The following is a 19,131-nucleotide window of genomic DNA, read 5'->3' as shown; positions in this document are numbered from 1 at the left end:
CGACGCCGTCCTCGGGAGCCGCGCTGCTCGTCGTCGAGGGACGACCTCAGGCCAACACGGCGAGCAGCTGCGCAATGAGGATCTTGCCGATCATCGCCAGCGGATACACAAGCGCGTACGCGACGTACGTCTCCTCGGAGCGCTGGGACAGCTCGAAGGCCGCCGCCAGCGTGGCCGGCTGGGTCTGCAGGCCGCTCGCGCCTCCGAGCGCCGCCACGACGCCCGCCCCGCCCCAGCGCCGCATCAGGACCAACGCCAGCGCGCTGGTCGTCACGGTGACGCAGGCGCCGATCGCGATGATAGCCAGGCCCTCCCGGTTCATCAACCCCGCGAGCTTGCCCCCCGCGTTCACGCCGACCCCCGCCAGGAACAGGAGCAGTCCTATCTCTCGCAAGCTCAGGTTCGCCTCGTAAGGCAGCGCCCACATCAGCTTGCCGGTCCGCCCCAGGCGACCGAAGATCAGCGCGGCCACGAGCGGCCCTCCGGCGGTCCCCAGCGTAACGGACGTCCCGAAGAGATGGATGGGCACCCGCGCCAACAGCAGGCCGACGCAGAGGCCCACCGCCAGCGCGACGTAATCGACATCGATCTCGCGCTCCGAGTCGCCGAGGAAACTGCTGAGCTCGCCCAGGCGCTCGACGGGCGCCACGACGCGAAGGCGGTCCCCCAGCTCGAGGCGGAGCTCGTCGGAGGGGATCAAGTCGAGGTCGGCCCGGCGCAGGCGCGTCACCTGGGCGTTGAAACGGCGCGCGAGGTCGAGCTCCCCCAGCGTGAGCCCGACGAGCTCGCGCTTCGAGACCAGGACCCGGCGCATGTCGACCCTGTCGCGGCGCAGCTCCAGACGCTCGCTCGAGACCCTCCCGAAGAACTCGATGGCGGATTGAATCGACGAAAGGGTGCCGACCACCGTGATCACGTCACCCGCGTGAAGCACCGTATACTTGTTCGGGACCGAGTCGACCTCACCACGCCGAAGGCGGGAGACAACGACGCCGAACTCGTCGCGCACGCGCAGCTCCCCGATCGAATGTCCCAGCACGCGGGGGTTCGTGACCTCGACGCTCCTCGACGCGATCGCGACGCGCGACGCGGCTTGCCGCGCGACCTCGCTGGCGAGCTCGTCGCGGCGCCGCTTCGCGAAGCCACGTCCGAGCAGGAGCGCCCCCAGCACGCCCGCCGGGTAGGTCAGCGAGTAGGCGAGCGCGGGGATCGCCTCGAGCGCGGTGCCGGAGAGCCGGCTGCTGACGGCGCCGAGCGCCGGTGTATTGGTCAGGGCCCCGCAGAACAGGCCGGCGATCTGCGCGCGGTTCAACCCGAAGAGCCAGCCTGCGACACACGCGAGCAGCGCCCCCCAGGCGAGCGCCGCGGCGCACGCCAGGTTCATCCCCAAACCGCGGCTGCGCCACGCGGCGAAGAAGCCGGGGCCGCTGGTGAGGCCGACACAGTACACGAACAGCAGCAGGCCGAGCTCCTTGATCTGCGGCGCCAGCTCCAGCTCACCCAGAGGGTGCAGCCAGGCGCTGAGCCCCAGACCCGCGAACAGGACGCCGGCCGTCCCGAGCCGCAAGCCGCGATATTCCAGCCGCCCAAGCATCAGCCCGAGCAGGATGACGGCGAAGAGCAGGAGCAGTTCTTCTCTCGCAAGAAGCTCGTACAGGCCGGTCATGGTCTTCCTCTACATGTCGAACAGCTCCTCATGCAGACGGACCTCCTCCTCCGCCGCGCCGCGCGAGATGCCCATCAGATCGGAGAACGCATCGATCGAGCTCCCTCTGCGACCTGACTCGACACAGACCAGTACTCAAGAAGTCAATGCCGCCAGGCTATACATTCGAGACGTCACGCTCCAACCAGATGCATCACGCGTACCGGAGAGGCGATGCCCCGCGTCGCCTCCCCCGCGCTCGCGCGAGCGGTGCTTTTGCTGCGCTGAGCGCGCAGAATCCGCGCCGGTTCATTCGACCCACGCAGCGCGCGATCGCCCAGGAACGCCCGCTCCACCGACGCCGCCGCGACCCCCTTGGTCCTACCGGCGCGAAGGACGGCGAGCCGAGGTCCACGCCGGCACGCCCGCGCCGCGCCGCGCGCGAGGCGAGATCGCGGCGAGCGCGCGGGCAGGGGCGCTCGACCCCGGGCGGCCCCCCTCCCCTGCCCGACGCCACGATGAGGTCGCGCCGGATTGTCGCGCTCCGCGGCGTCCCCTATCCTGGCGAGCGTCTGTCGGGGGCAGCGCACGTCGGGAGGTTTTCGGATGGATTCGGAGGAGCAGTCCTCAGCCGGTGAGTTCGAGTTCGATATCGGGGTGTTCAACCTGGATGAACGCGGCCTGGACGCGCAGCCCTTCGGGATCATCCGGCTGGATCGCGAGGGCACGGTGCTCTCCTACAACCTCTACGAGGAACGTCAGGCACGCCGGAATCGTCAGGACGTCATAGGAAAGAACTTCTTCACCGACATCGCCCCCTGCAGCCGGGTGAAGAAGTTCCACGGGCGCTTCCTGGACGGGGTCGAGCGGCGCGAGCTCAAAGCCACCTTCGGCTTCGTGTTCCACTTCCCTCACAAGACACGGCACGTCGACGTCTCGCTGTTCTACAGGGCGGCCCCGCGACAGCAGGACGATGCGGTCTGGGTGTTCATCCGCGGTTGACCGGCGTTGACCGGCGTGGACCGAGCCGGCGTCGCGCCGCCGGCCGGCGCTACTCCGAGCGGAGGGCCTCGATCGGGTCGAGCCGCGCGGCGCGCCAGGCAGGGTAGAAGCCGAAGACCACGCCGATCGTGACCGAGAGGCCGAGGCCGAGGAAGAGCGACCAGGGCTCGACCTGGAACGCCCAGCGGCCGACCACCTGCGCGAGCAGCGCGCCGGCGAGCCAGGAGAGGGCCAGCCCCGAGAGCACGCCGAGCACGCCGCCGAGCAGCGAGACGGCCGCCGCCTCGCACAGGAACTGCAGCAGGATCGCGCGCGGCGAGGCCCCGACCGCGCGGCGGATGCCGATCTCCCGCGTCCGCTCGGTCACGGTCACCAGCATGATGTTCATGATGTTGATGCCCCCCACGATCAGCGCGACCACGCCGGTGCTGAGCAGCAGCATCTTGATGATGTCGATGACGAGCTGCTCCTGGCCGTGGCTGTCCTTGTCCTCGATCCTGAAGTTCTTGACCCCGTGGTGGCGGCGCTGGAGCGTCGCGTCGATGACGCCGCGGAGCGCGGCGAGCGGCGTCCGGACGGTGACGAGCGGATCCTGCCGGACGTACAGGCGGTCGGTCCTGTGCGACGGCGCGTAGAGCGCGTCGTAGGTGGTCTGCGGGACGAGGACCTTGCGGTTCCAGATGTTCGTGTCGTCCGTGGAGCCGAGGATCGGCCGGTCCTGGAGCACGCCGACGACCGTCCACACGTGGCCGTCGGCCGTCATGTGGAGGGGCTCGGCCTGCGCGGCCCGCGCCGGAGGGCCGCCGAAGAGCTCGGCCCAGACCTCGTGGCCGACGACGCACACGCGCCGCCGGGCCGTGAGATCCGCCTCGACGAGGAAGCGGCCCGCCGCGAGCTCCAGGTCGTAGAGGGCCGGTGCCGCCGGCACGGCGCTGACGAGGGAGATCCGCTTCTTCTTGCCGCCAGCGCGGGCCTCGGTCGGGCGCACCGACTCGCTCAGGGCGGAGGCGCCGCCGAGGGCGCGCGACGCGGCGAGCGCGCTGGCGTCGTCCCGCGAGAGATCGCGCCGGGTGCGGCGCCGGTCGCCGACGCTCACCTCCGCGGGGTGGACCTGGATGAGGTCGGCCTCCACGGCCTGCTGGCCTGCCCGGAGGAGCGCCTCCTCGCCGCCCGCGAGGAGCGAGGCGAGCAGCACGATCGAGCCGGTGCCGATGATGATGCCCAGCAGCGTGAGCGCGGCGCGGGTCCGGTCGGTGACCACGGCGCGCGTCGAGTGGAGGAGATCGTCGAGCCTCATCGCCGCATCGCCGCCACGGGGTCGAGCCGGCCCGCGCGCTGGGCAGGCAGCCACCCGAAGACCACGCCCACGCCGGAGGAGACGAGCAGCGCCGCGACAACGGCCGGCGTGGAGACCGCGCCGACCCAGCTCGGCGTGAAGCGGAGGATGATCGACGAGGCGAGCTCGGCCGCGGCGGCGCCGCCGACGACCCCGAGCAGGCCGCCGAAGCCCGAGAGCAGCGCCGCCTCGGCCAGGAACTGCGCGCTGATGTCGCGCGGCGACGCGCCGAGCGCCTTGCGGATGCCGATCTCGCGCACGCGCTCGGACACGCTCACGAGCATCATGTTCATCACGCCCACGCCGCCGATGAGCAGCGCGACGCCCGCGATGAGGCCGACGATCGCCTTCATCGTGGCGAACACGGCCTCGAATTTCTGCATGATGCTGCTGAAATCGAGGAGGGTGAAGTCGTCGACGCCGTGGTGGCGGTCGACGAGGAGCGCGTTGATGATGCGCTTCACCGGGTCGTTGTTGCGGACGTCGTCGGTCTTGATGACGAGCAGCGCCGAGGTGCCCACCGCCTTCTCGACGTCCGCCGCGGTGTCGAACGGGGCGACGAGCAGGTCGACCCAGCTGAAGCCGAAGTTGACGCCCATCCGATCGGCGTCGGCGAGCACGCCGATGACCCGGCAGCGCAGGGTCCCGACCGTCACCCACCGGCCGATCGGGTCGCCGCGCCAGAGCCGCGCCGCGAGCTTCGGGCCGGCGACGCAGACCCGGGCCCTGCGGCGATCCTCCTCGTCGGAGAACGTCCGGCCGCGCGCGACGTGCATCCGGAAGGCGTCGAGGAAGCCGCTGTCGGCCGCGACGAAGTCGGTGCGATCCTCCTTGCCCTCGTCGGAGGTGACGTCGCGCGAGCCGAGCATGGCGTACATCGTGTGCTCGGCGACGTGGGGGACGCCGCGCGCGAGCCGATCGCGATCCCGGCGGGTGAAGCCGGTGACGTACATGGTCTTCTTCCGCTCGGCGCGCTCCGGCGCCTTCGGGGCGACGAGGATGAGCCGCGCCCCGCCGAGCTGCTCGATGCCGCGGCCCAGCGTGAGCAGGCCGCCCTCCGCGAGCGAGGTCATGAGCACGATGGCGAAGGCGCCCAGCGTGATGCTGAGCACGGTCAGGAGCGACCGCAGCTTGTGCGCCGAGAGGGCCTTCGCGGCGATCGCGAGGTAGGCGGACCACCTCACATCTTCGTCTCGTTCGCGGCCGCCGAGGGCGGGTTGATGAGCACGCGGGCCCCCTCCGGGACGCCGTTCACGATCTCGACGTCGCGATCGTTGCGCGCACCGAGCGCGACCTCGACCTTCTCGGTCGTCTGCTTGCCGTCGGGGCCGTCGACCACGCGCGTGACGAGCTGCTTGCCCCCCTCGTCGGCGACGGCCTCGATGGGCAGCGAGACAACGCCCGGCCTGCTGTCGAGCCGGATGCGCACGTCGGCGGTCATGCCGGGCTTGATGAGGCCGTCGATCTGGGTGAGCTCGGCCTCGACCGGGAAGACGTCGACCTCGCGGCCCTCGAGCTTCACCGAGGCGGGCGCGATCTTGGTGACCCTGGCCGCGTACGTCTTGCCGGGGAGCGCGTCGAGCGTCAGCGTCGCCGTCTGGCCGAGCGCGACCTTGGCCACGTCGATCTGGTTGAGGTCGACCTTCACCACGAGCGTCGAGAGATCGGCCACGGTGAGCAGCGCCTTTCCGTTGAAGGTCGACTGCACCCCCGGCGTGACGACCTCGCCGGGCTCGATGTTGCGCTGGATGACGGTGCCGTCGAGGGGCGAAGAGATCTTCGTGTACCGGAGCTGGTCCCTGGCGGCGCTGAGCGCGACCTCGGCGAGCCGGATGGCGACGGTCTTCTCGGTGAGGTCGTGCTTGGCCACGTCGAGCTCCTGCGCGGGGACGACGCTGGCCTCGACGCCGGCGGTCCGCTGCGCGACGACGCGCTTGGCGAAGCCCGCGGCGGCCCTGGCCCGGGCGAGCTCGGCCTCGGCGCGGGCGACCTCGCGCTCGTAGTCGGTCGGGTCGAGCACGAGCAGCAGCTGGTCCTTCTGGACCCGGGCGCCCTCGTCCGCGAGCACCTGGGCGACCTGGCCCGCGACCTTGGACTTGAGCTCGACCTGCTCGCGGGCCTCGATGCGCCCTGTCTCGAGGATCTCGACGGCGAGGTCGCCGCGCTTCGCGGTCACGACGAGCGCGGGGTCGATGGGCGCGGGGCCGGAGCCGGCCTTCGCGAGGACGACGGCCCCGCCCCCGGCGAGCGCCAGCGCCCCGACGAGCCACGGCCAGAGGCGCCGCCGACGCCGGGCGCTCACGAGAGGCCTCCGGGAGGCGACGACGACGGTCCGGGAACCGATGGCGCTGGTGCAGGAACCGATGACGTTGGTCCAGGAATGGGCGACGAGACGTCCACGCGACGGCCGCGAGGGCCGGTGTCCTCGACGATGGCGCCGTCCCTGAAGGTGACGACGCGGGTGGCGTAGTCGGCGATCGAGCGGTCGTGGGTGACGACGACCACCGTCATCCCCTGCGCGTGCAGCGCGCAGAAGAGCTCCATGACCTGCCGGGTGGTGGCGGAGTCGAGCGCGCCTGTCGGCTCATCCGCGAGGAGGAGCGGCGGCTCGTTGACGATGGCGCGGGCGATCGCCACGCGCTGCTGCTGGCCGCCGGACAGCTGGTTCGGCAGGTGGTGCGCCCGGTCGTCGAGGCCGACGCGCGCGAGCGCCCGCGCGGCCCGCGCCCGCCGGTCGGTCGGTCGGACGCCGGCGTAGACCATGGGCAGCTCGACGTTCGCGAGGGCGGTGTCGCGCGGCAGGAGGTTGAACGACTGGAAGACGAACCCGATCTTGCGGTTGCGGAGCTGGGCCAGCTCGACCTCGTCGAGCTCCTCGACCGGCTCGTCGTCGAGGAGGTAACGGCCGCCGGTCGGGCGGTCGAGCGTGCCGATGACGTTCAGGGTCGTCGATTTGCCCGACCCCGAGGCGCCCATGATGGCGACCATCTCGCCCCGCGAGAGCTCCAGCGAGACGCCACGGAGCGCCTGCACCTCCACCTCGCCCATCCAGTAGACCTTGGTGATCGCGTCGAGCTTCACGAGTGCAGACATGAGGGTCCTCGGCGGTGGCCTGCGCGCCGTCCACGGGGACGGCCGCGGCGCGCGCGAGCCCGGTTCACCTGACCCGCGCGTGACGCACCAGGGTGCGCCGCGCTCGTCGCTCCGGCCATCACGCTGCGAAGGCCGGCGAGCGCGCTGAGGCGTAGGCGAAGCGCAGCAACGAGGCAACCGCAGCGCAGGAGCGCGGCGGTCGCGCGCCGAGGCCACGGCGAGCGCGGCGTTGGCGGCGCTACAGCCCGGACGTTTCGACGAGCGCCAGGATCACGGCCCCGACGCCGTACGAGAGGTCGTCGCGGAGCTCGACGGTCGCGTAATCCTCGAGCTTTCCCACCGTCGTGGGCCCCGAGGTTCCGGTCACGACCGGCCGCCCGGAGCCGTCCTCCTCGATGCGCGAGCGCACGCCCGTCATGGCGCGGTCGATGGCGGGGCGCACCGAGGCGTCGAGAAAGCCGTGGCGCAGCCCGCGCGCGAGCCCGACGGCGAAGAGGGCCGTCGCGCTCGTCTCCAGGTAGATCTCGCCCGGGCGGTTCATGATGGTCCACCACAGGCCGCTGTCCTGGTCCTGCGCGCCCAGGACCGCCGCGACCTGCCGATCGAGCGTCCCGGCCACGGCGTCGTCGCGCTCCCCGCGCGCCGCGCGCACGCGGAGGTACTCGTAGCCGGCCGCCGTGACCCAGGCGTTGCCGCGCGCCCAGTACACGTCCGGATCCTGCGGCGCCGGCCAGTCGTACGCGTGCCGGAAGAGCCCAGGCTCGTCCTGGAGGAGCGACGTGAAGATCTGGAATTGATTCGAGAATTCGTCGAGCGGGCGCGCCTCGCCCGAGCGCTCTCCGGCGCGGACGAGCACGTTGCCGAACATGAACAGCGAGTCGACCCAGAGGGTGGGCTCGAACAGCGGCGACACGCCGAGGTGGCTGATGCCGCCCTGCTCCGTCCGGCGGGCTTCCTCGTAGAGGTAGCGGAGCACGTCGTCGACCACCTTCGCATAGGGGGCCGCGCACGTTTCCTCGTGGAGCTCGAGCGCGGCGATGGCCGGCGGGCACCGGTCGCTCGTCGTGATCTCGTAGCCGTACTCGAGGTGGTGGTCGATGTAGCGCCGGTAGTAGTCCCGGTAGGGGGAGTGCTGCGTGACGCGGTACAGCTCGACAAGCGAGAGCACGACCGTGCCCTCGCCCCAGTCCCACGGGAGCGCCTCCGCCGGGTGCTCGGCGATCCAGCGGTCGGCGACGGCGCGCGCCAGCGCGATGCTCTCGGAGTCGGGCGCGCGCTCACGCGCGAACGCGTCGTCCGCCGACGGTGACGTCGGCGTGCACCCCGCGCCGGAGCTGGCCGGCTGCCCGGCGTCCGGCTCCCCCGCGCACCCTCCGGCCGCGGCGGCGCTCGCCGCGACGGCGACGAGCACCGCGCGGAGGCGCGACGACCAGCGCGACATGGGAGTGCGAGCGCTCGGGGGCATCTGGTCGTGGCCGTGAACGTGGTCGTGAACGTGGTCGTGGTCGTGAACATGGTCGTGGTCGTGAACGTGGTCGTGGCCGTCGTCGTGAACCGAGGGATCGGCAGAACGTGCACGTCCACGCTCTTGTCGTCGATGACCACGACCACGTTCACGTCCACGTTCACGTTCAGGTCGACGTTCGCGACGGGGCATCTCACTCCTCCACGGCGAGGCCGCTCGCGTCAGGCGAGGTGACCCGGGGTTTCCCGTCGACGACCACCCTCGTGCCCCGGGCCATCAGCGCGAACGGCCGCTCGCCCTCGATCCGCAGCACGACGAGCTCCGCGTCGGTCTCGAGGACCTGCCCCCCGGGCAGCTCCAGCGCCTCCGGGGCTCCCTTGCTCCTCAGCACCGCCACGTCGGTCCCGCCGTCGCTCTCGATCTGCCACGCGACGACGCCGGGCCCCGCCTCGATCGGCGCCGCCTGGAGCGGCGCGTCGGGGCCGGCGTCCACGCCGACCTTGTACGGCAGGAGCACCGCCAGGAACCCCGGCGCCTCGGCCTCCACCGTCGCGTCGATGACGGCGTGGTCGGCGGCCTTGCGGTCCTCCTCGAACTCGTGGACGTGGGGCACCGTGAGCGGCGTGTACGGCGGCTCCACGACGGCGAGCCCCGGCGACGTCGACTGCACGCGCGCCTCGACGCCCGCCCGCGCCCGCTCCCATCGGCCGCCGTCTGGGAGCAGCTCGAAGGTGCCGCCGGACGTGAGCCCCGCGTAGCCGTGCAGCCGCCACGCGTGCTTGCGGGCCGCCGGGTGCGACGTCGAGAGGCGGTCGCCGACCACGAAGTAGCGGCCGTCGATGAAGGCCACGGATCGCTCGACGTGCGTGTCCTGGTAGTCCTGGTGCGCCTCCGCATAATCGACGGCGTCGCCGTCGTGGGTGTTCCGGAGGAAGGCGTCCGCGTCGCCGAAGTCGTCGAAGAGCCCCTTGTCGGGCGCGGATCGGCCGTCGATGAGGATCACGTTGTGCGACGGCGACTGGCTGGTCTTGGCGTTGTCGAGCGAATCGGGCTTGTAGTAGCCCGCGTCGATCAACAGGTACTCTCCGTAGGCCGCGAGGGAGAACGACGTGCCGTCCACGTGGTCGTGGATCGCCTTGCGCGCCGAGCCGTGCTCCGCGAGGAGCAGGAGCCAGCGCGCGTCGTCGCCCCAGTCCGAGCGGAACACCGCGTTGCCGGCGTCGGGGAAGAAGCGCGTGAGGAAGCGCGGCGCCTCGGGGGCCACGGCGTCGTCGAGGTAGAGCAGATGATGGGCGATGAGGTCGCTGCCGAACTCCATGGCCTGGGGGTCGCCGCGGTTCTGCTCCCAGTCCCAGAGGTACTCCCCACCTCCACCGAAGGAGGTGAGCAGCGGGCCCCCGTTGAACGGGGTGAAGACGCCGTCGTCGACCGGCGGCCGGCTGCCCCAGGGGAGGCGCAGCGAGAGCGACCAGTCGACGGCCTTGGTGAAGAGCCCGCCGCGCAGCGGGACCTCCAGCGCGCCCTGCTCGCCCTCGACGCATTCATGTCCGGCCCACGGGTCCTGGTCGGAGCGGGTGCGGCAGTCGCGCGTGAAGGCCACCTCGCCCTCGAGCGCGTTGTCGAGGGCGATGAAGAACGCCGCCGTGGGCCCCCAGGCGAAGCCGGAGTAATACGGGCCTTCGGACGCCCCGCCGTCGGGCTGCACGTACTGGCCTTCCGGGCCCCAGAGGTAGTCGAGCTCCGAGATCGACCAGTTCCACCAGGTCGAGGCCGCCGGGTGGTCGGGGAACGCGAGCGCCACATAACCGATCGCGTCGGCGGTCCGGATCGGATGGTTGTTCTGCGCCGGGCGCAGCAAGAGATCTCGATAGAAATCCTGCTCCAGGTATTTGGCGAAAAACTGACCGGTGATGTCGGTGATCTTACTCTCGGCCTGGGCGGACTCCTCGGCAGGGAACCACGGCGTGGCGCTCAGGAGATCCCACGCGTTCGTGTACCCCATGAGGACCTTCGCCATCCGGATGTTCATGTCGAGGACCGTGTTCGTGTCCCAGTTGGTCTCCAGGCGGCGCAGGAACTCGCGCGCCTTGTCGGCCGCCGCCCGGTCCTCGAACGCCCAGGCGAGGAGGGCATTCGCCTGCGCCGTCGAGGCGTTGTTGCCGTTCGTCTTGTAGTCCCATGAAGCGGGGTCGGGCTCCTCCTCGTAGGGGCGGCCGGCGCGGCGCTTCAGGGTGGCGAGGATCGAGGCGTAGGGCTCGCGATCGACCCGCGAGCGCAGGAGATCGCGGTGCTCCGGGCGCGCGAGGAGCCGAGGATGGACGCCGGTGTCCCGCGGCTCGCTCGGCCCGGGGGCGTCCGTGCCGCACGCCGCGGCCGTGAGCGCGGCGCACGCGAGCGCCGGAGCGAGGGTGTGAAGAGGGAGAGGAAAGCCGCGAGAACGTGATTTCATGGAAGGATGGGTGCGGGCTCAGAGGGACGAGCTGGTGCGTGAGGCGCAGCGTATCAGCTCGTCCGGGCCTCGAGCCGCCCGAGTTCTCGCTGCCGTGGGGGCGATCACCACGTGCCCGCGATAGGCAGTCTCGGCAGCCAATGGCACACTGGAAGATCCGACCAGAGCGGAGAGAACAACGTTGGCTACGCGCGGTCGCGAGGAGAATGCGGGAAAGGAGGAGCCTTCTGTGAGGCCGCCTGGTCAGCGCGGCAGGCGCCACGGGGAGCGTGTCCTGCGAGCTGAGCAGCGCCTGTTGCGGTGGCCTGGCGCGGGCTGCGTCGAGCGCGCCCGCGGCCATCTCCGCGTGAGGGGGTGCGCGCGCAGGGTGGTGCGATCCTGCGCGAACGTCTGGCTGCTGTCGCGGAACGCGACGGGCGGGGCGGAGCGACCGCGCCGCTCGCGCAGGGCCCTCGACACAGGGGCTTCCCGCTGCGCGGTCTCCCGCTTGCATTGCCCGGTCCCGGTGGGGGGAGTCGAGGAGGTTTGATATGGCGACCGAGCAGAAGCAGGGACCGGGGGCGCAGGGGCAGCAGGGCGCCGGCCTACAGGAGGGCCGCAGCGAGAGCAGCGTGGTCCCCGACAAGGACTACAACTTGGTCAGCGTGCTCTACCATGTGCTCAAGGGCGCGGAGACCCACTCACAGTACATCCAGGATGCGAAGAAGCAGGGTGATCAAGAGCTCGCCTCCTTCTTCAGCGAGGTCCGGCAGGAGGAGCTGCGGCTCGCGGAGCGCGCGAAGCAGCTCCTCGGACAGCGGCTGAGCGGGGGGCGCCAGGGCCAAGGAGGGGCCCGCGCGAGCGCGTAGTACCGACGCCGCCCCTTCGGCCTGCGCGGTTACTGGAGGGTCGGCGCGGTCCACTTCATCCACTTGGCCAGATCGGCCGTCGCCCCGTCGCCCTTGAGCAGGTTGGTGTCCGCGGTGCCGCCGCCGACGAGGAACTTCTTCACGTACGCCTCGAGGGCCGCCCTCTGCGAGGACGGGAACGCGCAGTGGTTATGGCCGGTGGTCTGCCAGTAACCCATCCTGTCCTGCACCCCGAGCCCCTTCCAGATCTGCTGGGCGATCGACCCCGCCGTGAAGGTGCTGTTGATGCCGAGCCAGTCGATCCTGTTGTCGATGACGAGCAGGGCGCGCGGCGCGACGAGCCCCATGACCATGTGATGATCGAACGGCAACGACGTCACCCGGTTGCCGAAGGTCGAGCCGAAGTTCGCGCGGAACCACGGCTGCTCGTTGGCCGCGTTGGACAGCGTCTGCACGTTCTCCCCGGCGCTCGCGCCCGCCTGCGAGACGCGCCAGCTCGCCGAGCCCCCGGCGCCCGACTCCTGGGGGATCGTCAGCACGATGCGCTCGTCGAACGCGCCCACCGTGAGGGCCCCCTTGCCGTTGCGCGAGCAACCCGTCACGGCGATGCGCTTCGGGTCGATGTTGGCGCCCGGGGTCTTCTCCAGAGCGTCGATGATCCGGCTCACGCCCCAGGCCCACGCGATCATCGAGCTGGCCGAGTGGTTGCTGCCGTAGAGGTTATAGAACGTGCCCGTCCCGCGCGAGCCGGCGCCGCTCTGGGCGCCCATCGCGTTGTTGTCGAAGGTCGCCATCGCGACGCCGTTCTGGCTGAACACGGTGTTGTCCAGATTCGAACCGCCGATGCCGATGACGAGCGGGATCGGACCGGCAGGCGCCCCGGCAGGCCGGCTGATGTTGATGGAGAAGGAGGCGCTCTTCCCTGCGTCGTTGACGTTGACCGTCAGCTTGTTCGCCGAGAACTGCCCCGTGACATTGTCCTTGGACACCACGGGCTTCGATCCGGACTCATACGTCTCGACCTGCGACTTGATCTCCGCGCGCCGGCACGCCCACTCCGACTTCTTCGTGATGCGTGAACCGCTCAAGCTCAGGAACGGATCGTGATGCGTGTCGAACACCGGGAGAGACGAGGCGGCAGGCAACGTCGGCATGGGGCAGCTCGCGCCGCTGTCCTCGACCGCGCCCGTGCTCCCTCCGGCACCGCCGGAGCCGCCCGACCCGCCCGAGCCGCCCGCACCGGAGCCGCCCGCACCGCCGGAGCCCCCTGCCCCGCCCGAGCCGCCTGCCCCCGAGCTGCTGCTCGACGAGGTGCTGCTGCTCGACGACGAGCTCGCGCTGCTGCTCGACGAGGTGCTGCTGCTCGACGACGAGCTGCTGCTCGACGACGAGCTGCTGCTCGACGAGGAGCTCGCGCCCGTGCCGACCGTGCCTCCGCTGCCGGTGACCGACGCGACCGCGGGCCGCCCGCTGCCGTTTGCGCAGAACCCCCACGTCGTCGAGCCGTTCTGAGCGATCGCTCCGTTGTGGCTCACGTTCGTGGCGGTGAACTGCCCGCTCGACCGCGTGACGTTCACATTCCACGAATTGGCCAGGGTCGCGCCGTTGAGCCTGACGCCCACGTTCCAGGCGTTGGTGGCCGGGGAGCGGGACTTGTTCTTCACCGTCACGTTCGCGCAGTAGCCGCTCCCCCAGTCCGACTGAATCGCGATATCCGCCGACATCGAGCCGTCGGCGCTGTCCAGTGCGCCGTCCAGCGTGTCGAGCTCCTCTTCGTCGATGGGCTCGACGGCGCACGCAAGCAGACCGAACGCGAACGCAGCCGAGATGTAGCCAAGCAAGTGAGTGGTACGCATAAGGTTCTCCGTGATCGAAAAAGCTGAGTCGCAGGCTTCTGCTCAAGGTGGATACATGCACCGGTGAGACGCCTGCGAACCCTCGTTCTATTGGTAGAGCTCAATATTCCCGGCCAGCGTGCGCCTGATCATCAACGCCTCGCGGACCTTGCCGATCCCATGCATGGCAACCACGGTGCTCGTCGGACAGCGACTCACATGCGGATACCCCGCGGTGGGGCGGGGCACCATGAGAAAGCAAGAGCGACTCGGAAACGCAGCCGCAAGGAGCGAGCGCTCCGGGCAGCGATCTCCCCCTGAGTCGATCCTCCGGATCGTGCCGTCGTCGCTCAGGCTGCCTGGGCGAGCGCCATCGTCGAACTACGCCGTTCCGAGGTTGGGCGTCACGCCGGCTTGCGCCCCGACACCAGATAGAACGTCACCCCGCCCGCCCCGCCGAGCGTGCGTGCGAGCGCGGCCTGCTTCCACGCGCGCGCCTCCTGCATGGCGATCGCCCACAGCCGCTCGAACTGCGCCGGATCGCCGCCGCCGGCCAGATACCAGGCGTGGGCCTGGTCGCGGGTGCCGCCCGTTCCGAGCCAGATGCCGCCGTCGATCCACGCCAGCACCTGGCGCAGCTCCGCGCGCTCCGTGGGCGTCTCGTACGGCGGGATCAGCGCGGCGCACTTCTCCGACTGGCACACGTGGAGATCGCCGAGCCCTGCCTCTCGGAACAGGCCTGGCAGCCGCTCGCCCACGGAGCTGTCCCCCTGTCCCAGCGCGCGCTTGCCGTCCTGGCAGATGGCCTCGAGCTCGATCAGCGCGAGCCGGTCGGCGCGCGACAGGCCGGGCGCGGTGACCAGGGCGGTGGCCTTCTCGGCGAAGTTGTTCGGCTCGACCGCCAGCAGGAGGCCGCCGGGGCGCAGGACGCGGCGCATCTCGCGCAGCACCCGCAGCGGGTCGGCGACGTGCATCAGGACCGTCTGGCAGGTGGCGAGGTCGACGCTCGCGTCGGGCAGCGGGAGGGCCTCGGCGAGGCCCTCCCGGTACGACGTGCGCGCCGCGACCCCGTACGCCTCGGCCTCGGCGGCGGCGCGCGCGACGAACGACGGTTCACGATCGACGCCCACCAGGGTGGCGTCGCCGTGCAGCACGGGCAGGAGGGTGCGACCCCAGTGCCCTACGCCACAGCCGACGTCGACCGCCGCGCGCACCTCGTCGAGCCGGAGCCGGCGGGCGATGAGCTCGACGAAATCGCGGTTCCACCAGGTATCGCGCCAGTCACCCTCGAAGCCGACGAGCCAGCTGTAGTCATTGGCCTCGAAGGCGGGCGGCGGCGGAGGAGCCGAGGGATCAGCGGCGCTGGACACCGCCATGGCATAACACAGCCACCGCGCGGCCCGGCGCCGATCCACGATGCGGCGCCACGCGGGGCCTCTGGAAGCGAGCCCGGCCGGCAGCGGTCACCCGAGCGTCGGCGCCGTCCACTTCATCCACCTGGCCAGATCGGCCCTCGCCCCGTCGCTCCAGAGCACGTTGGTGTCGGAGATACTGGACCGCAGCGCGATCGGGTGAGCATTCCCCGGGGAAGGCGCCTCGATCAGGGTTATTGGCCGCTTCAGCCCGCATTTCTGACGGTTTTTGCCCTGACCCCGCCCAGATGCAGGAGCGTTGAACACTTCGCGTACGACCGTACAAGGAGCAACCTCTGGCGAGGCGGGGCAGGGATGGCGGAGCCGCGGTGCTCTGCGGTCTTTCACGGCGCGTTTAGCCCTTGACGGGCGTCGAGATTCACCCTCGAGATCGGTGAACCGGTTTGCTCACTCTATTTCCCAAGCCACCTTCCATGGAAAGGCTGATTCAGATGGCGCCTCCTTCGGAAAACAAGATGTCACGTTGCGCGGGTCGACCGCCCACCAGACGGCCGCATTCGATGAAGATCCTGAGGGTACCGCTCCTCGTTGTCGGGCTCTTGAGCGCGGCGCTCGCGGGCGCCTGCTCCTCGAGCGGCACCGATGAGCCGAACGAGGTGACCGGCAGCGGCGGCTCCAGCTCGTCGGGGAGCCCCAGCGGGGCCACCGGCACAGGCGGCGCGAGCAGCGGCGCGAACGGCAGCGCGAACAGCGGTACGGGCGGCGGCGCCTCGGTCGGCCAGGGTGGCGTGGACACGGGCGCATCGACCGGGAGCACGGGCGGAATGCCGGGCTCCGACGAGGAGTACCCCGTGCCGAACGCCCTGCCGGACGAGACGGGCGCAGACCTCTGGCTCAGGTACCCGAAGGTGCCGATTCCGGGGCGCCTCGCGGAGTATCAGGCGGCCTTCAAGCGCGTGGTCAAGTCGGGGACCGGCGCGAGCCTCGACGTCGCCCAGGCCGAGCTCGTCAAAGGGCTGAGCGGATTGACGGGCGGAACCGTCGAGACCGGCGCGGCCGTCGAGGGACCGGGCGCCGTGGTGATCGGGACGGCCACCTCGGACGCCATCAAGGGCCTGCCGCTCGCATCGCGCCTCGGAGCCCTGGGCCCCGAGGGCTACCTCGTCGAGGCCGCCGACGTCGGGGGCCAGCCGGTGATCGCCGTGGCGGGCAACTCCGAGGTGGGCGTGCTCTATGGCACCTTCGCGCTCCTCCGGCACGTCCAGAGCCACAGCTCCCTCGACAAGCTGTCGCTCACCGGCTCTCCGAAGATCGGCCACCGCATCCTGAACCACTGGGACAACCTCGATCGCAGCGTGGAGCGCGGCTACGCGGGCCGATCCATCTGGGACTGGAGCGCGCTGCCCGGCACGATCTCTCCCCGTTACAAGGACTACGCGAGGGCCAACGCCTCCATCGGCATCAACGGGACGGTGCTGACGAACGTGAACGCCAACGCGCAGGTCCTGACGCCCTCGTACCTCACGAAGGTCAAGGCGCTCGCCGACGTCTTCCGCCCTTATGGCATCAAGGTCTACCTCACGGCCCGCTTCAGCGCGCCGGTCGAGATCGGCAACCTGAGCACGGCCGATCCGACCAACTCCAGCGTCAAGCAATGGTGGACGAACAAGGTCAACGAGATCTACCAGCAGATCCCCGACTTCGGGGGTTTCCTTGTGAAGGCCAACTCCGAGGGGCAGCCGGGGCCGCAGGATTACGGTCGGACCCACGCCGACGGCGCCAACATGCTCGCCGACGCCCTCGCGCCGCATGACGGCATCGTGATATGGCGCGCCTTCGTCTACTCGGACACCAGCCCCCCGGACCGCATCAAGCAGGCTTACGAAGAGTTCAAGCCTCTGGACGGCAAATTCAAGAGCAACGTCCTCGTGCAGGCCAAGAACGGCCCGCTCGATTTCCAGCCACGAGAGCCGTTCCATCCGCTGTTCGGGGCCATGCCGAAGACGCCCCTCGCCCTCGAACTCCAGATCACGAAGGAGTACCTCGGCGAGGACACGCACCTCGCCTACCTCGGCCCGCTCTACGAGGAGGTCCTCAAGGCGGACACCTACGCGGCCGGCGAGGGCTCGACCGTGGCGCGGGTCATCGACGGCACCCTCCACAAGTATACGACCACCGCGATCTCGGGCGTCGCCAACGTCGGTGACGACGCGAACTGGACCGGGTCGCAGATGAACCAGGCGAACTGGTACGTGTTCGGGCGCCTGGCGTGGAACCCGGACCTCTCCTCGGAGGCCATCGCAGAGGAGTGGGTCCGGCAGACCTTCTCGAACGACCCCGTCGTCGTCGAGCCGGTCGTTCAGATCATGATGGAGTCCCGCAAGGCGCTCGTCGACTACATGACGCCCCTCGGCCTCGTCCACATCATGGGCAACGACCATCACTACGGGCCAGGGCCGTGGCTGAACAGCCTGAGCCGCGCCGAGTGGAACCCGGTCTACTATCACAAGGCGGACGCGAACAGCATCGGCTTCAACCGCACCTCGTCGGGCAGCAACGCTGTCGCCCAGTACGCTGCGCAGGTAGGACAGAAGTTCGGGAGCCGGGACACGGTGCCGGACGATCTCCTGCTCTTCTTCCACCGCGTCGGCTGGCAAGACAAGGCGAAGTCGGGGAGGACGGTCTGGGAGGAGCTCGTCCATCGTTACAGCCAGGGCGTCGATGAGGTGGGGGTGATGCGAGAGACATGGAAGTCCGTCGAGGGCCGTATCGATGGCAAGCGCTTCGGTGACGTGAGCGACTTCCTCCAGATCCAGCACTACGAGGCGCGCTGGTGGCGCGACGCGTGCCTCGCCTACTTCGGCTCGGTGTCGAAGCTCCAGGTCCCGAGCGGCTACGCTCCCCTGGCGAACACGCTGAGCTTCTACCAGGGGCTCCGCTGCCCATCCGACGTGAAGAAGCCCCGCTGCTCGCAGGTCTATACCGGGAATCCGTCCCCGGCCATTCTCCAGTGAGAGCGCAGTGAGCGCGGCGGGCCGGCTCGATCTGGCCCGCCGCCTGCCAGCGATCTTCACGCCCCTGCCCCTGTCGAGCGCACAGCATCCTCCGGATCTCGCTGGCTCCGCGATCGGAAGCGGGGTGCAGGTTCGTGTGATAAGGGCTCAGACGCCAGGCAGGCGAGTGAGGCGTACGACGGTACGCCGCAGCGAGCCGAACGACGCGGCTGAGCCCGTAGCGCACGAACCTGCACCCAGCTGTAGTCCGGTCGTAATATCGGAGTCATCGCATGACCTCGTCGTGGTCGGCGATCGACGTGAGCGCACGCGCGCTGTTACCGTCCCGCTGGCTCATCCATCAGAGAACGGCGTGATGCGCGTTGGCTGCCAAGGCCGTCAGGAGGTGCCTTATGACGCTGGCTTCGAGTCGAGCATTGTTGTTGTTGATGGCAGGATGCGCCTCGGCCTGCAGCGCGCCTGGACCGCAGGCGGCTGGGAATTGTCGTGCCGAGCGGCCCGCGGCGCGCGCGCTCCGGCCGAGCGGCGCCGCGCCGGTGGAGCTGGAGCGGATCGTGAGCAGGGCGCGGGCGAGGTTTCGATCCACGCGACGAGGGCTCTCCGCCGAGGGCGCCGCCCATCGGATCGACGTCGAGGGCGGCGCGGCGCGGATCCGCGCGAAGCCCTCGGCGAGGGCGGCACGCAGGGGGCGAGCGAGGCAGCTCCAGGCGCTCGTCGAGGCGCGCTCCGCCGCCGAGCTGGCGGCGCGCCGCCGCGCGCTCCGCGGGCCTCCCCTCGAGGGCGCGCCCGGCGAGCTCCAGCCAGGAGGCGCGCTCACGCTGACGACGCGATCGATCGCCCGCGCCGGCTACGAGTGCGTGGACGGCGATGGCCGCGCGCGCATCGCGGCGGACGGCGGCGCGGAGCGCGCGTTCGCGACCTGCAGCGAGCTATGGAGGAACCACGAGGCGAACGCCGAGCAGGCGTTCCGGTTCCCCGCGCGGCCCGGGGGGCGCGGCGATCTCGTCGTGCGCGTGAGCGCCCGGCTCGGCGCCGCGGACGCCGCGCCGTCGGTCGCGAGCGACGCCCGCG

General features: G+C 70.5%; 14 protein-coding genes and 1 pseudogene. 5 read left to right on the top strand and 10 right to left on the bottom strand.

The genetic code is table 11. From position 1 onward, the window contains the following. Nucleotides 1-46: 46 nt before the first annotated feature. Nucleotides 47-1,666 (bottom strand): aspartate:alanine exchanger family transporter, encoded by a 1,620-nt coding sequence (locus WMF19_RS05725; RefSeq protein WP_437898130.1) that lies wholly within the window; start codon nt 1,664-1,666, stop codon nt 47-49. A gap of 585 nt (nt 1,667-2,251) precedes the next feature. Here WMF19_RS05725 and WMF19_RS05720 point away from each other — a divergent pair. Then, entirely contained in the window at nt 2,252-2,647 is a 396-nt protein-coding gene (locus WMF19_RS05720) for a PAS domain-containing protein (protein ID WP_272100481.1), read from the top strand. A 49-nt stretch (nt 2,648-2,696) separates the two neighbouring features. Here WMF19_RS05720 and WMF19_RS05715 read toward each other — a convergent pair whose 3' ends face one another. The 5 genes from WMF19_RS05715 to WMF19_RS05695 form a co-directional block, all read right to left on the bottom strand. Further along, nucleotides 2,697-3,944 carry an ABC transporter permease gene (locus WMF19_RS05715; RefSeq protein WP_437898129.1) on the bottom strand — a complete coding sequence of 416 codons (1,248 nt, stop codon included), beginning with the start codon at nt 3,942-3,944 and terminating at the stop codon, nt 2,697-2,699. Beyond that, nucleotides 3,941-5,167, bottom strand: a complete 1,227-nt coding sequence (locus WMF19_RS05710) for an ABC transporter permease (protein WP_272100475.1) — start codon at nt 5,165-5,167, stop codon at nt 3,941-3,943. The genes WMF19_RS05715 and WMF19_RS05710 overlap by 4 nt, the downstream gene beginning before the upstream one ends. Beyond that, nucleotides 5,164-6,285 (bottom strand): efflux RND transporter periplasmic adaptor subunit, encoded by a 1,122-nt coding sequence (locus WMF19_RS05705; RefSeq protein ID WP_272100474.1) that lies wholly within the window; start codon nt 6,283-6,285, stop codon nt 5,164-5,166. The genes WMF19_RS05710 and WMF19_RS05705 overlap by 4 nt, the downstream gene beginning before the upstream one ends. Continuing rightward, nucleotides 6,282-7,076: an ABC transporter ATP-binding protein gene (locus tag WMF19_RS05700; protein WP_437898128.1), complete on the bottom strand. Its 795-nt coding sequence runs from the start codon at nt 7,074-7,076 to the stop codon at nt 6,282-6,284. The genes WMF19_RS05705 and WMF19_RS05700 overlap by 4 nt, the downstream gene beginning before the upstream one ends. Nucleotides 7,077-7,314: 238 nt before the next feature. Beyond that, nucleotides 7,315-8,517, bottom strand: coding sequence for a glycoside hydrolase family 88/105 protein (locus WMF19_RS05695; RefSeq protein ID WP_437898127.1), 1,203 nt, complete (start codon nt 8,515-8,517; stop codon nt 7,315-7,317). 30 nt (nt 8,518-8,547) lie between these two features. On the opposite strand from WMF19_RS05695, the gene WMF19_RS05690 reads away from it, so the two are divergent. Further along, nucleotides 8,548-8,775, top strand: coding sequence for a hypothetical protein (locus tag WMF19_RS05690; protein WP_437898126.1), 228 nt, complete (start codon nt 8,548-8,550; stop codon nt 8,773-8,775). Here the strand turns inward: WMF19_RS05690 and WMF19_RS05685 are convergent. After that, nucleotides 8,735-10,990, bottom strand: coding sequence for a heparinase II/III domain-containing protein (locus WMF19_RS05685; protein ID WP_437898125.1), 2,256 nt, complete (start codon nt 10,988-10,990; stop codon nt 8,735-8,737). The genes WMF19_RS05690 and WMF19_RS05685 overlap by 41 nt on opposite strands. Nucleotides 10,991-11,520: 530 nt before the next feature. Here WMF19_RS05685 and WMF19_RS05680 point away from each other — a divergent pair. Continuing rightward, nucleotides 11,521-11,838: a hypothetical protein gene (locus WMF19_RS05680; RefSeq protein ID WP_272100466.1), complete on the top strand. Its 318-nt coding sequence runs from the start codon at nt 11,521-11,523 to the stop codon at nt 11,836-11,838. Between the two features lie 29 nt (nt 11,839-11,867). On the opposite strand, the gene WMF19_RS05675 is transcribed toward WMF19_RS05680, so the two are convergent. After that, nucleotides 11,868-12,926 (bottom strand): glucuronyl esterase domain-containing protein, encoded by a 1,059-nt coding sequence (locus WMF19_RS05675; protein WP_437901598.1) that lies wholly within the window; start codon nt 12,924-12,926, stop codon nt 11,868-11,870. Between the two features lie 22 nt (nt 12,927-12,948). Here WMF19_RS05675 and WMF19_RS05670 point away from each other — a divergent pair, with 22 nt between their 5' ends. After that, entirely contained in the window at nt 12,949-13,350 is a 402-nt protein-coding gene (locus WMF19_RS05670; RefSeq protein WP_437901802.1) for a hypothetical protein, read from the top strand. Here the strand turns inward: WMF19_RS05670 and WMF19_RS05665 are convergent. Both WMF19_RS05665 and WMF19_RS05660 read right to left on the bottom strand, forming a co-directional pair. After that, nucleotides 13,338-13,562, bottom strand: a pseudogene (locus WMF19_RS05665) (cellulose binding domain-containing protein); the annotation flags it as partial. The gene WMF19_RS05670 and the pseudogene WMF19_RS05665 overlap by 13 nt on opposite strands. Before the next feature lie 515 nt (nt 13,563-14,077). After that, nucleotides 14,078-15,088, bottom strand: a complete 1,011-nt coding sequence (locus WMF19_RS05660; RefSeq protein ID WP_437898124.1) for a class I SAM-dependent methyltransferase — start codon at nt 15,086-15,088, stop codon at nt 14,078-14,080. 518 nt (nt 15,089-15,606) lie between these two features. Between WMF19_RS05660 and WMF19_RS05655 the strand changes: the two genes are divergently transcribed. Then, nucleotides 15,607-18,060 carry an alpha-glucuronidase family glycosyl hydrolase gene (locus WMF19_RS05655; RefSeq protein ID WP_437898123.1) on the top strand — a complete coding sequence of 818 codons (2,454 nt, stop codon included), beginning with the start codon at nt 15,607-15,609 and terminating at the stop codon, nt 18,058-18,060. The last annotated feature ends 1,071 nt before the right edge of the window (nt 18,061-19,131 follow it).

This window comes from Sorangium sp. So ce124, assembly GCF_051525235.1.
GTDB lineage: Bacteria > Myxococcota_A > Polyangia > Polyangiales > Polyangiaceae > Sorangium > Sorangium atrum.
The sequence above is the reverse complement of the archived record's forward strand: the minus strand, read 5'-3'. Positions and strand labels throughout refer to the sequence as shown.

Bases quoted from the DNA above. Each gene is read 5' to 3' on its own strand.
- WMF19_RS05725 (WP_437898130.1), bottom strand. From the start codon at position 1,666: ATGACCGGCCTGTACGAGCTTCTTGCGAGAGAAGAACTGCTCCTGCTC.
- WMF19_RS05720 (WP_272100481.1), top strand. From the start codon at position 2,252: ATGGATTCGGAGGAGCAGTCCTCAGCCGGTGAGTTCGAGTTCGATATC.
- WMF19_RS05715 (WP_437898129.1), bottom strand. From the start codon at position 3,944: ATGAGGCTCGACGATCTCCTCCACTCGACGCGCGCCGTGGTCACCGAC.
- WMF19_RS05700 (WP_437898128.1), bottom strand. From the start codon at position 7,076: ATGTCTGCACTCGTGAAGCTCGACGCGATCACCAAGGTCTACTGGATG.
- WMF19_RS05695 (WP_437898127.1), bottom strand. From the start codon at position 8,517: ATGTCGCGCTGGTCGTCGCGCCTCCGCGCGGTGCTCGTCGCCGTCGCG.
- WMF19_RS05685 (WP_437898125.1), bottom strand. From the start codon at position 10,990: ATGAAATCACGTTCTCGCGGCTTTCCTCTCCCTCTTCACACCCTCGCT.
- WMF19_RS05680 (WP_272100466.1), top strand. From the start codon at position 11,521: ATGGCGACCGAGCAGAAGCAGGGACCGGGGGCGCAGGGGCAGCAGGGC.
- WMF19_RS05655 (WP_437898123.1), top strand. From the start codon at position 15,607: ATGAAGATCCTGAGGGTACCGCTCCTCGTTGTCGGGCTCTTGAGCGCG.